We start from the raw sequence: 13771 nt of genomic DNA on the forward strand, positions 1-13771 counted from the left end.
ACATCAAGGACCTGACGAATGTCGCGATACATTGCCGCCGATATCGAGCCGAAATGGCAACAAGCCTGGGACGAGGCCGGAATTTTCACCGCCAAGCGTGATGAGACCAAGCCAAAGTATTATGTGCTCGAGATGTTTCCCTATCCGTCAGGCCGGATTCATATGGGTCACGTGCGCAACTATACGATGGGCGACGTGATCTCGCGCTATAAGTCCTCGTGTGGGTTTTCGGTCCTGCACCCGATGGGATGGGACGCCTTCGGGATGCCCGCCGAAAACGCGGCGATGGCACAGGGTGGCCACCCCGGCACGTGGACCTATGACAATATCGCCACCATGAAGGGCCAGATGCGCCCCTTGGGTCTGTCGATTGACTGGTCGCGCGAGTTTGCCACCTGTGACCCGGAGTATTACGGCCAGCAGCAGGCGATGTTCATCGACTTCATGGAACGTGGTCTGGTTTACCGCAAGAACGCCACGGTGAACTGGGATCCGGTCGACATGACCGTTCTGGCCAACGAACAGGTCATCGACGGCTGCGGCTGGCGCTCGGGTGCGCCAGTGGAACGTCGCGATCTGACGCAGTGGTTTTTCAAGATCTCGGATTATTCAGGCGAACTTCTGGATGCGCTGGATGGCTTGGACAACTGGCCCGAGAAAGTGCGCACCATGCAGGCCAACTGGATTGGCCGCAGCCAAGGTCTGCAATTCAGCTTTGAACGTGTGGATGGCGGCGAAGCGATCGAGGTCTATACGACTCGCCCAGACACCCTGAACGGCGCCAGCTTCGTCGGCATCTCGCCCGATCACCCGATTTCCAAGGCGCTCGAGGCGGAAAACCCCGAGATTGCAGCGCAACTTGTTGAAATGCGCAAGGGCGGCACCACCGCCGAAGCGATCGAGACCGCCGAGAAGCTGGGCTATGACACCGGCATCCGCGTAGAGCACCCGCTGAACCCGGAATGGGAGCTGCCCGTCTGGATCGCCAACTTCATTCTAATGGACTACGGCACCGGCGCGATCTTCGCCTGTCCGGCGCATGACCAGCGCGACTTGGACTTCTGCCGCAAGTACGATTTGCCGGTGATCGATACGTTCCTGTCGATGGAAAACCCCACGCCCGTCGAAAACGAAGCTTTCGTGCCGCCGAAAACCGAGAAGGTGAAATGGGTCGACCACTTCGCCGGTCTGGATGAAGCCACAGGCGAGGAAGCGATCGACGCGACCGTTAAGTTCGCCGAAGACGCCGGCTGGGGTACAGGCGTCGAGAAATTCCGCCTGCGCGACTGGGGTCTGAGCCGCCAGCGCTACTGGGGCTGCCCGATTCCCGTGGTGCATTGCGACGATTGTGGTGTGGTGGCCGAGAAGAAAGAGAACCTGCCGGTCAAACTGCCCGAAGACGTCACCTTTGACGTACCCGGCAACCCGCTGGACCGTCACCCGACTTGGCGCGACTGCACTTGCCCGTCCTGCGGCGAGCCCGCGAAGCGCGAAACCGACACGATGGACACGTTCGTCGATTCGTCCTGGTACTACGCGCGCTTCACCTCTCCGAACGCAGCGACGCCGACCGATCTTGAGGAAGCGTCCTATTGGATGAATGTCGACCAATATATTGGCGGCATCGAGCACGCGATCCTGCACCTGCTCTATTCGCGCTTTTTCGCCCGTGCGATGAACATCTGCGGCCACCTGCCGGATTCAGCCCGCGAGCCATTCAACGCGCTGTTCACGCAAGGCATGGTGACCCACGCGATCTATAAGAACGACGAGCGCACCGATGAAAACGGTCGCGCGATCTATCACTACCCTGAAGAAGTCGAGGAACGCGATGGTGTGATGGTCGTCTCTGAGACCGGCGAGAAGGTCAAAGTGATCCCCTCGGCCAAGATGTCGAAGTCGAAAAACAACGTCGTCGACCCGGTGAACATCATCGAAGCCTTCGGTGCCGATACCGCCCGTTGGTTCGTCCTGTCCGATTCACCGCCCGAGCGCGACGTGGAATGGACAGCCTCTGGCGCAGAAGCCGCTGCCAAACACTTGGCTCGCGTTTATGCCACCGCCGTAAAGATCGCCGACATGGATGACGCGGACGGCAATGATGAAGAACTTCTGCGCGCCATGCACAAAGCGATCCATGACGTGACCATGGGCGTGGAAAGCTTCGGCTTCAACGCCGCCATCGCCAAACTGTATGCCTTCCAAAACGCGATTTCGAAGTCGAAAGCAGGCGGCAAGGCGCAAAAACTGGCCATGCGCACCATGGCACAGCTGATGTCGCCCATGACTCCGCACCTGTCAGAAGAGATCTGGACGATGCTGGGCGGCGAAGGACTGGTCGCTCAGGCGGCTTGGCCCAAAGCGGACGATGCCATGCTGGTCGAAGACACCGTGACCATGCCAATCCAGATTAACGGCAAACGCCGTGCGGAAATCAGCGTACCGAAAGATATGGACAAAGCCGAGGTTGAAAAACTCGCGCTATCCGAGGAAGCTGTCGTCAGGGCGCTGGACGGTAAGGCCCCCAAGAAAGTCATCGTTGTTCCGGGGCGTATTGTGAATGTCGTGGTCTGATCGCCGCCATTTCCTGAAAATCACCGCCGCTGCCGCGCTTTTGTCCGGCTGCGGTTTCACCCCGGTCTATGCGCCGGGTGGCTCGGCTGATGGATTGCGCGGGGCGGTAACGATCACTGCACCGGATGACGCCAATAGCTATGAGTTCGTGAAACGGCTTGAGGAACGGTTGGGTCGCAATCTGTCCGCTCCTTATCGTCTGGACTACACGATCACCACGCGATCCGAGGGCGTTGGCGTCACGCCGCGCCAGGAAATCACGCGCACGCAGGTTCTGGGCGCGGTCGAATTCTCGGTCACGGCCATCGCTTCGGGTGAAGTGGTCGAACGCGGAACAGTATCGAATTTCACGTCTTATTCGACCGAAGGGTCCACCGTATCGACCGCCGCGGTCGAGCGTGACGCAAACCGCCGCTTGATGGTGCTGCTTGCGGATCAAATCACCACACGTTTTTCGGCCACCTTCGCAGGCTGGGGCGAATGAAGCTTTCCCCTCGGGACGCCAGCGGCTATTTCGCCAAGCCCGATCCCAAACGGATGGGTGTGCTGATCTTCGGGGCGGACGCGATGCGCGTGGCGCTGAAGCGGCAAGAGCTAATTGCCAACCTAATCGGCCCAACTGGTGAAGAGGAAATGCGCCTAACCCGCATTCCCGCCGCCGATCTGCGCAAAGACCCCGCAATGCTGTCGGATGCGATCAAGTCACAAGGCTTCTTCCCCGGCCCACGTGTGGCTTTCGTAGAAGACGCAACCGATACGCTGGCCAAAATCATTACCCCCGCCATTGCCGACTGGCAGGATGGCGACGCACAGGTGGTGGTCACGGCAGGTTCTCTGACCGCTCGCTCGGCCCTGCGCAAACTGTTCGAAGGGCACCCTAATGCATATGCGGCAGGGATCTATGATGACCCTCCCTCGCGTGATGAAATCGAGGCCGATCTGAAACGCGCAGGTATCGCGCAAGTCAGCCCCGAGGCGATGAACGATCTGATGGGGCTTTCCCGCGCGCTGGACCCGGGCGATTTCCGTCAGACGGTGGAAAAGCTTGGGCTGTACAAGCTCTCTGACCCGTCGCCGGTTATGCCCGACGATGTGTTGGCCGTCGCGCCTGCCTCGACCGAGGCCGCGCTGGACGACCTGCTACACGCAGTGGCTGAGGGCCGAGCTGGTGAAATAGGCCCTATTCTTGCGAAACTGCAGGCTCAAGGCGTGGCCGCCGTAGGCCTGTGCATCGGCGCGACCCGCCATTTCCGTGCGCTTCATGGGGCCTCGTCGGATCCCGCCGGGCCCGGGCAAGGCATCAATCGTCTGCGCCCTCCTGTGCATTTCAAATCCCGCGATCGGATGGTGCGACAGGCCAACAAATGGGGGCTGCGGCGCTTAGAAAAGGCGCTTGAAGTGCTAATTGATACGGATTTGAAGTTGCGTTCCGCACAGAAGGCTCCGCAGATGGCGCTGATGGAGCGGACCTTGATCCGACTGGCGATGATGGGTGGCCAGCGCTAGGCCAAGGCATAGGCCGCAGCGGCGCGACCTGCATGCCGACCAGTCGCCAGACAGGTGGTGATCAGATAGCCGCCGGTCGGGGCTTCCCAATCCAGCATTTCTCCGCAAGCAAAGACGCCGGGCAGCGTTTTGATCATCAGACCATCATCCAGCGCGTCAAACGGCAAACCGCCTGCGGTCGAGATCGCCTCGTCCATGGGGCGTGGGCCTTGATGGGTGATCGGAAGGGCCTTGATCAACGCGGCGAGTTCAGCAGGATTAGTGGGCAAAGGCCGCGAAAACTCCTGCATTAGAGACAGTTTTACTGGGTCCAGCTTCAGCGTTTTGCGCAGATAGTTGGACAGGCTGGCTTTGCCACGAGGACGGGACAGTCGCGAAGTGATGTCTTCAAGACTGCGACTGGGCAGCAGATCCAAGGTAAGGGGCGCACCTTCGCGCATCGCACGGCTGACGGCATAGATGGCGGACCCCTCAAGTCCACGTGACGAGATCACGAACTCGCCCAGCACAGATTGATCCCCGGCTGTCACGCGCACAGATTTCACGGGCTGGCCGAAGTGACGCTCAATATGGGTGCTCCACGTGACTGCAAAGCCCATATTGGCAGGCTGGAACGGTGCGCAAGAAACACCATTTTGGGCAAGAATAGAGACCCATTTGCCGTCTGATCCCAGGCGTGACCAACTGGCGCCGCCCAACGCAAGGACGGTCACATCTGGATGCAGGACTTGTAGCCCCTCTGGCGTTTCAAACTGCAACGCACCCGCATTAATACCGGTCAATCGCCAGTTCCGACGCAGTTGCACCCCCGCTTGATTTAGCCGAGCAAGCCAATTTCGCAGCAGCGGCGATGCCTTCATCACCTTGGGGAAAACCCGGCCAGAGGATCCGGTAAAGACTTCTTGCCCTAGATCACGTGCCCATTGCTGAACGACATCGGGGCCGAACTCAGACACGATATCCCGTAGGCTGTCCGGCCCGTAAATATTGGACAAAAAGGCCGAAATAGTCTCTGATTTCGTCAGGTTTAGACCCGACTTCCCTGCCATCAGAAGCTTTCTGGCGGGCGAAGGTTTGGCGTCAACCACCGTCACGGATAGCCCAACTTTCGACAGCTCTTCAGCCGCCATCAAGCCTGCTGGACCTGCCCCAATGACTAGCGCAGATTTCACGAGGTTTTGGCCCCGTCGCCCAGCATCTCGACCACGCGGTGCGGATAGGGGATCTCGATGTCATTGGCCTTAAGCGCTTTCCAGATCTGCATCATGACACGCGGTGTGAATTTGTTGCGTCCGTCGTCGATGCCGTTCACCCAGAACTCCAAGGCGAAATCGACGCCGCTGTCACCGAAGGCACGTAGCTCGCAATCAGGCATATGTTCTTCGCTGTCTGTCAGAATGAAATCAAGCTCGGCCACCGCTTTTTCGATGATGCCCGGAACCGCTTCGATGTCGGCCTTATAGCTGACCGAGAACGGCGCCTCGTACCGGTTGGCACTGCCTGCGTCCGAGTAGTTCACTACACGGGTCGTGATGAAGTGTTCGTTCGGCACGACAATCCAGCGGCCATCAAACGTCTCTAATATAGCGGCGCGGGCCGTCATTTTGACAATGGTACCGGCTTCGCCTCCGTCTAGTTCGACGTAATCGCCAACCGTGGCCTGCCCTTCAAGCAAAAGGATAATGCCTGAAATGAAGTTCGATGCGATCTGCTGAAGGCCAAAGCCCAAACCGACACCAATCGCGCCCCCAAGAACGGCCAGAGACGTCAGGTTGATGCCCATGATGTTCATCAGAACAAGGAACGCGACGCCGAAAATGCCGATCTCGGCGGCTTTGACAGCCAACTCGCGCGTGGCTGGGCGCATCTCTTCCTGCTTCTTGATCGCCTGTGCTGTTTGGTTGTTTGACCAACGCCCAAACCAGAAGATCACCCCGCCCAGAACAGCGAAGCGGATGGCAAACAAAAGCGAGAAGCTCATGTTTCCAAGGGGCACAACTGTCTCGTCCAGCTTTGTGGTCACAGCATCCAGAAAGCCTAATGTATAAAGCGCTGCCATCGGGATCAGCAGGTACTTACCCAGCAGCTGAAGGAACGGATCCTTGATAATCTTGTGTACGAAAGCGCGCACAGCAAGGAAAAGGAACACCCTTTTGCCGAACGCAATCACGGCGCCGGAACCAAAGATCGAACGGGTTACTTGTTCGCCGAGTGCGGTATAGGCCCAGGCCAGAAGCGGCATGGTCAAAGGCAAGAAGATCAGTGCAAACAGACGCACCTTGGCAATCGGATGATTTCGTTCGCCATTGGGGGTCAGGATGCGTGTCAGGAAGGGTTCTAGCTTCTTGTCAGTAAACCGTGCAGCCAGATAAGCGACGATCAGAAGACCGAACTGAGACCACGCTGCGGGCGACAACAGCCAGCCTTCGGCGATCCCCCACCCTTGGTTCAGATAATCCAGCGCGGTGTCCACGATCTGAGGTCGATTTTCCATCTGCTTTCCCTTGCCTTCACTCGAACGCTATTGAAACCTTTGGAAATGGATAGCGGTTTGACCTCAAAGGGCAAGACTTCCTTGCCGGAATGCGCATTGTGCGGGCGCGTGATTCCGCCGAATGTGGCGCAAAGCCATCATCATCTGATCCCGCGGTTGAAGGGCGGGAAAGGAGGTGAGACGGTGCTGTTGCACCAGATCTGCCACAACCAAATCCACCTTGAACTTAGCGAGGCCGAGCTGGCGCGTAGTTATCACACGCCTGAAGCCCTGCGCGCGCATCCCGGTCTGGCCAAATTCATCACATGGATCGCCAAACGTCCACCGGATTTCTATGCCGTCACCAAGGGTACGCGGCGCCGAAAAGGACGAAGTTAGGCTAGATTAGAGCCTATTTCAGGGGATCATCCGCTTCATCGCGGCCACGTGGTCGGCGCTTTGCGACCGGGCATGGTCGGCTAGCTCAAGTGCGGCATCCATCAGCCCCTCAGGCTCGACCACACGGTCGATCAGCCCCCATGACAGCGCCTCGTCCGTCTGGATTTTCTGGCCGGCCATCAAGATCATCTTGGCCCGCGCTGGACCAACCAGCGCAGACAGGCGCGAAGGGTCAGAGGGCTGGGGCAGATAGCCCAGTTTCATCACTGGATAGAAAAACTTGGAACTCGGCACCGAGATGCGCAAATCGCAGGCCAAGGCCATGCCGAATGCGCCGCCCGCCAGTGTTCCGTTCAGAGCGGCGATGGTCAGACAGGGCGCGGCAGCGATGGCGCCAGACAGGCGCTCCCACACATCGTCGGTGGCCAGACCTGCCTTCGCTTCGTCCAGATCTGCGCCAGCCGAGAACACTTTTCCTGTGCCAGTCAGCACCAGAACGCGCGCGTCCCCCGCAGCGTCTTGCGCGATTTGGGCAAGACGCTCCAACATCGCTTTCGTCAACGAGTTTGCTTTGTCCGGACGGTTGATGGTCACCACCCAGACGCCATTTTCTTTTGTCAGTTCAATCATCCGAATACATTCGCCCTTTGCCGGATCGACACATCACGCAGCGAGATTTCCTGTCCCTGAAACTCGTCGGCATCCTCGCTGCACATCCACAACAATGTACGGGCGGGCCATTCGGCTGGGATATGATCGTCCCAGTTCAGCTGCGCGACCGCGTTTATGCCCGACGACTTGATCTCGCGCTGCATTTGGGTGGCCACGGTGCCCGGCGACAGGCCGATGGCGCGGATCCCTTTGCCAGCCGTTTCAAGGTGAAGCGCGCGATTGAACATGTTCACTCCGGCCTTCGAGGTGCAGTAATGCGCCCAACCTTCCAGCGGGTGATGTGCAGCCCCGGAACTGATCGTCAGGATCGAGCCCCCGCCTTGTTCGATCATGTGCGGTAATGCGGCTCTTGCGCCGTAATAGACACCTTTTAGATTCACATCGATGACATGGCTCCACCCTTCGGGATCCGAGGTTTCAAGCGGACCGATGGGTTCGATGACACCGGCGTTGTTGATCAACACATCGACCGTTCCAAAGCGTCCGTGGGCCAGATCAATGGCGGCTTTCACTTGGCTCCAGTTCGACACGTCACACGTAACAGCCAAGGCGCGCTCGCCGATGGCTTCCGCAATGGCTTGAATCTGCGCCGCGCTGCGGGCGGTCAGCACCACGTTGGCTCCGGCCTGCGCAAAGATGTGCGCGGCGGCTTCTCCGATCCCGCGGCTTGCGCCGGTGATCACAACGGTTTTCCCTGTCATATCATGCATATGGTGCCCTCCCTTCCGTTGATGCTAGCGCAGCATTCACACAGATGCCAGAGACACATCTTGCGAGCGCGGGGTGCAGGGGTTACCTGAAAGGCACGTAACTGAAAGGACGCCCCATGCGCGCATCGCTTGATAGCCTGACCCAACAGCTTTTGGACGCCGCCCGTAAAGCGGGGGCCGACCGCGCCGATGCGTTGGCGGTGGATGGCACATCGGTGTCGATTGACGTGTTGAACGGCAAGCTTGAGCACGCAGAACGGTCCGAAGGCGTGGATATTGGCCTGCGCGTGATGCTGGGTCAGCGTCAGGCCTGTGTATCCGCGTCGGACGTATCCGCAGCAACGATCGAGGCGATGGCAGAGCGCGCCGTGGCAATGGCCAAGGAAGCGCCGGAAGATCCCCATATCGCACAGGCCGATCCGGCGGATTTGGCGACGAAGTGGGATCTGGACGCACTGGAAATGGCCGACCCGAGCGCCGAGCCGGATCCCGCTGCGCTGGAACGCGACGCGTTGGAGGCGGAAGCCGCAGCACTGGCCGTGAAGGGCGTGTCGCAGGTCAGCAGCTCTTCGGCTGGTTATGGGCGGCATCAGTTTCATCTGGCGTGTTCGAACGGGTTTTCTGGCGGTTATGGACGTACTCACCGGGCCATTTCCACAGTGGCCATCACCGGCGAAGGCGCGACGATGGAACGTGACTATTCAGGCGAAATGCGCACCTTTCAGGCCGATCTGCCTAGCGCGGAAGAAATCGGAACCAAGGCGGGCACCCGCACTGTCGAACGTCTGGGCGCGAAGAAACCGCCAACGGGCGCCTATCCCGTGCTCTATGACGAGCGCATCTCGGCGTCATTAATCGGGCATCTGCTGAGCGCATCGAACGGGGCGATGATCGCCCGTGGATCGTCATGGCTCTTGAACGCTTTGGGTGAACAAGTGCTGCCCGACGGCATTGACTTGATCGAGGATCCGCACCGTGCCCGGATTTCCGGTTCGCGACCGTTTGACGGGGAAGGTCTACCCACGCAGATGCGCAAAATTATCGACAACGGACAGCTAACCGGCTGGACGATGGACATCTCCACCGCGCGCCAACTGGGGATGCAAAGCACCGCCAGCGCATCACGCGGGACCTCTGCGCCCCCGTCGCCGTCGATCTCAAATGTGGCTCTAACGCAGGGTAATTTGACGAAAGAGGATCTGATCGCGCAGATGGGGACCGGGCTTTTGGTGACCTCGATGATCGGATCCACGATCAACCCGAACACAGGCGATTATTCCCGCGGGGCGTCAGGATTCTGGATCGAGAACGGGCAGATCGCTTACCCCGTCAACGAATGCACCATCGCGGGTAATCTGCGGGACATGTTGAAGCGGATCATCCCGGCAAATGACGCGGAATCGCATCTCAGCCGCATGATCCCCAGCCTGCTGGTCGAAGGGATGACCCTTGCCGGTGACTGATGACCTGAAACTTCTGATCGACGCGGCGGAAGCGGCGGGCAAGATCGCCTCGGGCTTCTTTCATGGTTCGGCCGAACGCTGGGACAAGCCCGGTGGGCAAGGCCCTGTGACCGAAGCCGATCTGGCCGTCGATCGCATGTTGCGAAACGAGCTGACCGGCGCGCGCGCCGACTATGGCTGGCTATCGGAAGAAACCGAGGACAATCCCGCACGGCTTGAGGCCGAACAGGTGTTTATCGTCGACCCAATCGACGGCACGCGCAGCTTCATCGAAGGGTCCACCACCTGGGCGCATTCTCTGGCCATCGCGCGCAATGGTATTGTCGAGGCTGCTGTTGTCTATCTGCCCGAACGCGACAAATTGTATGCCGCCGCCCTTGGACAGGGTGCCACGCTTAACAGCGCGCCGCTGACCGTCAGCCCCAAAACAAACATCGAAGGTGCCACGGTTCTGGCCGCAAAGCCCAACTTAGACCCCAGTTTCTGGCGGAATAGAGACGTCCCGCCAATTGAAAGGGTGTTCAGAAGCTCGCTGGCCTATCGCCTTTCTCTGGTGGGCGAAGGTCGATTTGATGCGATGATGACCCTGCGCCCCACATGGGAATGGGATGTCGCCGCAGGCGCGCTAATTGTTGAAGAGGCCGGCGGTACCGTGACCGATCAGGTCAAGGGATCCGCTCGCTTCAACAACCCACATCCGCAACTGCACGGCATGGTGGCCGGAACGCCGCCAGTGCAAGATGCGTTGGTCACACGGTTAGCGGAACCGTTAGTCTAACATCCCTTTGAAATTGGGGCATTGCCAAGCGCATATCTATCGCTAACATACGGCAAGCCCCACATGTTCAAGGATGCCTACGTGACAGATAGACAGACCCCCCCGAACCGCCGCCCCCTGACCCTTCGTGACGTGTCTGAAGCCTCGGGCGTCAGCGAAATGACGGTCAGCAGGGTGTTGCGAAACCGTGGGGATGTCAGCCAGGCGACCCGCGACCGCGTGCTAGAGGCGTCAAAGGAACTGGGTTACGTGCCCAACAAGATTGCAGGTGCACTGGCCTCGCAACGGGTGAACCTGGTCGCGGTCATCATCCCATCCCTATCCAACATGGTCTTCCCTGAAGTGATGATGGGCATCAACGAGGTGCTGGACGAAACACCTTTGCAGCCTGTCGTAGGCGTCACAAATTACGACCCTAAACGCGAAGAAAAAGTTCTGTACGAGATGCTGTCATGGCGTCCATCCGGCGTGATTATCGCAGGGTTAGAGCATTCTGACGCGGCGAAAGCGATGCTGAAAGCTGCTGGCATTCCAGTGGTCGAGATCATGGACACCGACGGCGACGCCATCGATGCCTGCGTGGGCATTTCACACCGCCGCGCGGGCCGCAAAATGGCCAAGTCCATCCTAAAAGCTGGCTACAAGAACATCGGCTTCCTTGGCACAAAAATGCCGCTGGACCACCGCGCCCGCAAACGGTTCGAAGGCTTCACCGAAGTGCTGGCCAAGGAAGGGATCGAAATCGCAGATCGCGAGTTCTATGAGGGCGGGTCGGCGCTGGCCAAAGGCCGCGAGATGACCGAGGTCATGCTGGAACGTACGCCCGAGCTGGATTTCATGTACTACTCGAACGACATGATCGGCGCAGGTGGTCTGCTTTACTGTCTGGATAAAGGCATCAATGTACCTGGCCAGATCGGCCTTGCTGGCTTTAATGGGGTCGAACTGTTGGACGGCCTACCCCGCCAACTGGCAACGATGGATGCCTGCCGCAAGGAAATCGGGCGCGCAGCAGCGCAGATTATCGCGGACCGCAGCACCGAAGCTGGCGACACCGGCGGCGGCGAACGGATCGAGCTTACGCCCAAGATCGAAGCCGGCGAGACCCTGAAACGCCGCTAGACAAGCCCCGCCCGCTTGCCTATCTCCTGCGCAAACGGCCCCGTGGCTCAACTGGATAGAGCAGCCCCCTCCTAAGGGGCAGGTTGCAGGTTCGAATCCTGCCGGGGTCGCCAAAACTGCCTGAAAAATATGGCTTATTTACAGGACGTTGTGCGGGTGCGCGCAGAAAGTACCAAGAGATTTCAATTCGAATTCTCCCGATTTGGCCGATTTCTCGTACAAAACCTGTACAAATTTCACGGCGACGAAGTGCGAACAAATCCAATGCAATGGACCGTATCTGTGCCGTTTTCCGCATATTTGGAGAGGTAACGCGGTTCCAACTCGTATCCAATTCTGCCATGGCGGAGGGCGCACAATGATGCGCGTTCAACCACATGGCGGACTTCCCGAGTGCACTCAGCGATTTGACTTAATCAAGATCCTGCGTCCGTTGGCGAGCAAGCTCGGCATTCGGGCTGTTGATCTCCAGTACCTCGAATACGCAATCGAACGAACGATGAAAGCCGACTACGAAACCGGCCGAATTTGCATGATGTGGGTCTCTGTTGAAAAGATGTGCGCCGATCTATCGCTCAGCCCGCGACAACTGAACCGCATTGAACAACGGTTAGAAGCGGCCCACCTAATTCGTCGCTGTCTCTCAGCAAACAAACGACGCTTTGGTGAGCGCGACAATTGTAAACAAATCACGTTTGGTTGCGGAATCGACCTTGGACCGATGATAGATCGCGCATCCGAGCTCAAGATCTTGCTTAAGGGTGTTCAGTATGAGTTTCGTAGGCTTGTCGAGCTCCGGTCACGATGTAGCTCGATCTTGAAGCGCCTACGAGCTCTAGGTTCAGAGGACGCTATTAATCGTGCGCGCGAAGTCTTTCCGCGTCTAAGGCCGTCAGAAGTGACAAGCCACGAACATCTCGAGGAAATCTGTGATGCATTGAAGGTAATTGCATCGGATTTCGAAATGCTCTCGCGCCAGACTGTTGGGACCGCCGCGTCGGACAAAAACGTCCGACCCGATACAAAGACAAAAGACAAATCTCTAACTTGTAGCAAGCCATCGCAGACAAGGAATACGAGGACATCCAAACCAAAGGCCACCCCCAGACAAATCCAGCTTTTGACAAGCCAACGCATCCAAGAGGCAATTGCCTTTTACTCAGCTGGACTAAATGAATCCAAGTCCAACCCCACTTGGAACGCGACCATCATGGCGATCAAAGACAGCGCATTAAGTGTCGGAATAAGGCGTCGTGATTGGGATGCAGCTGCAAGCGAAATTGGCGAAGAGATGGTGGCTTTAGCCTTTGCCATTGTGGACCGAAATAGCGAGCGCGACGGCAGCACCTGGCATGTCAAAAGCATACCTGGTGCGTTCATCAACTTGCTAAGAAATGAAATAGCTCATGGACGACATGTTGAACGTCTTTGGGCTGCTCTTTTGCATGAGAGGGATCCCGAATGACCTCGCGCTCGCTACGCTTGGCCAGCGAAGACTTCGAGAATGTTCCTGCCCACTGCAGCCTTTGGTTCGAAAGTGTGCCGCCAGACGCCGACGGGCGAAAGATCCCTGAGTACATTGAAGCTTTCCCTCTGTTCGACGAATTCCACGTCAATCTCGAATGGGGATGGGAGCCTGCCGCATTCAAGCTTCTGATCGCCGCTGAGAACCGATTGATTCGAGATGCCGAGCACATTCGAGATGAGGCCGTGGAGCAATTCAAAGAGGCTCGCAGGTACGACAACCGATCGACACCCAACTTGGGGATCAAAGTTCGCATTCGAGCCGACACGTTTGGACCTAGGATACATTGGGTACGATTTACCGGAAAAGGCGCAACAGGGACGTTCGGAAAGACTCAGCACTACACAGAGCCATACAGGCTCTCTGGGCGGTTCCGTACATCTAAGAAGATCTTTGCTAAGTTCCCCTGCGAGATCCGCCAAGCGCTTACGGAACTCGAAGATCGTGCGGCCAATGTTCGGTATCAGGTGGAAAAGCTTTCACGGTTCAAAAAGCTTCTGTACGAGCCCCAATCTTTGCCGAGTTAGCACCTCCATTTCCGTTTATGGG

The 13771-nt window shown here is 58.1% G+C and carries 13 protein-coding genes and 1 tRNA gene; 10 read left to right on the top strand and 4 right to left on the bottom strand.

Annotated elements, in window-relative coordinates; genetic code table 11:
* The first annotated feature begins 18 nt into the window (after window positions 1–18).
* Genes leuS through holA form a run of 3 tightly spaced genes read left to right on the top strand, consistent with a single transcriptional unit; the run spans window position 19 to window position 4080 of the window.
* The gene (leuS, locus tag ACP15F_RS12945; protein ID WP_424941243.1) at window positions 19–2574 is read left to right on the top strand and encodes a leucine--tRNA ligase; all 2556 of its coding nucleotides are present in this window, start codon (window positions 19–21) and stop codon (window positions 2572–2574) included.
* Window positions 2561–3058, top strand: a complete 498-nt coding sequence (gene lptE, locus ACP15F_RS12950) for an LPS assembly lipoprotein LptE (protein WP_424941244.1) — start codon at window positions 2561–2563, stop codon at window positions 3056–3058. Before leuS ends, lptE begins: the two co-directional genes overlap by 14 nt.
* Window positions 3055–4080, top strand: a complete 1026-nt coding sequence (holA, locus tag ACP15F_RS12955; protein ID WP_424941245.1) for a DNA polymerase III subunit delta — start codon at window positions 3055–3057, stop codon at window positions 4078–4080. The genes lptE and holA overlap by 4 nt, the downstream gene beginning before the upstream one ends.
* Here the strand turns inward: holA and ACP15F_RS12960 are convergent.
* Window positions 4077–5252, bottom strand: coding sequence for a TIGR03862 family flavoprotein (locus ACP15F_RS12960; RefSeq protein WP_424941246.1), 1176 nt, complete (start codon window positions 5250–5252; stop codon window positions 4077–4079). The two genes, holA and ACP15F_RS12960, sit on opposite strands and share 4 nt — an antisense overlap.
* Window positions 5249–6574, bottom strand: a complete 1326-nt coding sequence (locus ACP15F_RS12965) for a mechanosensitive ion channel family protein (protein WP_424941247.1) — start codon at window positions 6572–6574, stop codon at window positions 5249–5251. The genes ACP15F_RS12960 and ACP15F_RS12965 overlap by 4 nt, the downstream gene beginning before the upstream one ends.
* Before the next feature lie 45 nt (window positions 6575–6619).
* On the opposite strand from ACP15F_RS12965, the gene ACP15F_RS12970 reads away from it, so the two are divergent.
* Window positions 6620–6952 carry an HNH endonuclease gene (locus tag ACP15F_RS12970; RefSeq protein ID WP_424941248.1) on the top strand — a complete coding sequence of 111 codons (333 nt, stop codon included), beginning with the start codon at window positions 6620–6622 and terminating at the stop codon, window positions 6950–6952.
* 18 nt (window positions 6953–6970) lie between these two features.
* On the opposite strand, the gene ACP15F_RS12975 is transcribed toward ACP15F_RS12970, so the two are convergent.
* Together ACP15F_RS12975 and ACP15F_RS12980 are read right to left on the bottom strand one after the other, a co-directional pair.
* Window positions 6971–7582 (bottom strand): enoyl-CoA hydratase/isomerase family protein, encoded by a 612-nt coding sequence (locus ACP15F_RS12975; protein ID WP_424941249.1) that lies wholly within the window; start codon window positions 7580–7582, stop codon window positions 6971–6973.
* Window positions 7579–8334 carry an SDR family oxidoreductase gene (locus tag ACP15F_RS12980; RefSeq protein WP_424941250.1) on the bottom strand — a complete coding sequence of 252 codons (756 nt, stop codon included), beginning with the start codon at window positions 8332–8334 and terminating at the stop codon, window positions 7579–7581. The genes ACP15F_RS12975 and ACP15F_RS12980 overlap by 4 nt, the downstream gene beginning before the upstream one ends.
* Before the next feature lie 116 nt (window positions 8335–8450).
* On the opposite strand from ACP15F_RS12980, the gene ACP15F_RS12985 reads away from it, so the two are divergent.
* The 6 genes from ACP15F_RS12985 to mobI all read left to right on the top strand — a co-directional run bounded on the left by ACP15F_RS12985 (window position 8451) and on the right by mobI (window position 13749).
* Window positions 8451–9797, top strand: a complete 1347-nt coding sequence (locus ACP15F_RS12985; protein WP_424941251.1) for a TldD/PmbA family protein — start codon at window positions 8451–8453, stop codon at window positions 9795–9797.
* Window positions 9784–10575 carry an inositol monophosphatase family protein gene (locus tag ACP15F_RS12990; RefSeq protein WP_424941252.1) on the top strand — a complete coding sequence of 264 codons (792 nt, stop codon included), beginning with the start codon at window positions 9784–9786 and terminating at the stop codon, window positions 10573–10575. Before ACP15F_RS12985 ends, ACP15F_RS12990 begins: the two co-directional genes overlap by 14 nt.
* An 81-nt stretch (window positions 10576–10656) precedes the next feature.
* Window positions 10657–11697, top strand: coding sequence for a LacI family DNA-binding transcriptional regulator (locus ACP15F_RS12995; RefSeq protein WP_424941253.1), 1041 nt, complete (start codon window positions 10657–10659; stop codon window positions 11695–11697).
* Window positions 11698–11733: 36 nt separating this feature from the next.
* Window positions 11734–11810: transfer RNA gene (locus ACP15F_RS13000), tRNA-Arg, on the top strand.
* 245 nt (window positions 11811–12055) lie between these two features.
* On the top strand, window positions 12056–13162 hold the full coding sequence (locus ACP15F_RS13005; RefSeq protein ID WP_424941254.1) for a helix-turn-helix domain-containing protein: 1107 nt from the start codon (window positions 12056–12058) through the stop codon (window positions 13160–13162).
* Window positions 13159–13749: a conjugative transfer protein MobI(A/C) gene (gene mobI, locus ACP15F_RS13010; protein ID WP_424941255.1), complete on the top strand. Its 591-nt coding sequence runs from the start codon at window positions 13159–13161 to the stop codon at window positions 13747–13749. Before ACP15F_RS13005 ends, mobI begins: the two co-directional genes overlap by 4 nt.
* The last annotated feature ends 22 nt before the right edge of the window (window positions 13750–13771 follow it).

This window comes from Aliiroseovarius sp. S253, from assembly GCF_049800855.1.
GTDB lineage: Bacteria > Pseudomonadota > Alphaproteobacteria > Rhodobacterales > Rhodobacteraceae > Aliiroseovarius.

Excerpts from the sequence above, each read along its gene's own strand:
- leuS (WP_424941243.1), top strand. The coding sequence starts at position 19 with ATGTCGCGATACATTGCCGCCGATATCGAGCCGAAATGGCAACAAGCC.
- lptE (WP_424941244.1), top strand. The coding sequence starts at position 2,561 with ATGTCGTGGTCTGATCGCCGCCATTTCCTGAAAATCACCGCCGCTGCC.
- holA (WP_424941245.1), top strand. The coding sequence starts at position 3,055 with ATGAAGCTTTCCCCTCGGGACGCCAGCGGCTATTTCGCCAAGCCCGAT.
- ACP15F_RS12965 (WP_424941247.1), bottom strand. The coding sequence starts at position 6,574 with ATGGAAAATCGACCTCAGATCGTGGACACCGCGCTGGATTATCTGAAC.
- ACP15F_RS12970 (WP_424941248.1), top strand. The coding sequence starts at position 6,620 with ATGGATAGCGGTTTGACCTCAAAGGGCAAGACTTCCTTGCCGGAATGC.
- ACP15F_RS12975 (WP_424941249.1), bottom strand. The coding sequence starts at position 7,582 with ATGATTGAACTGACAAAAGAAAATGGCGTCTGGGTGGTGACCATCAAC.
- ACP15F_RS12980 (WP_424941250.1), bottom strand. The coding sequence starts at position 8,334 with ATGCATGATATGACAGGGAAAACCGTTGTGATCACCGGCGCAAGCCGC.
- ACP15F_RS12985 (WP_424941251.1), top strand. The coding sequence starts at position 8,451 with ATGCGCGCATCGCTTGATAGCCTGACCCAACAGCTTTTGGACGCCGCC.
- ACP15F_RS13005 (WP_424941254.1), top strand. The coding sequence starts at position 12,056 with ATGATGCGCGTTCAACCACATGGCGGACTTCCCGAGTGCACTCAGCGA.
- mobI (WP_424941255.1), top strand. The coding sequence starts at position 13,159 with ATGACCTCGCGCTCGCTACGCTTGGCCAGCGAAGACTTCGAGAATGTT.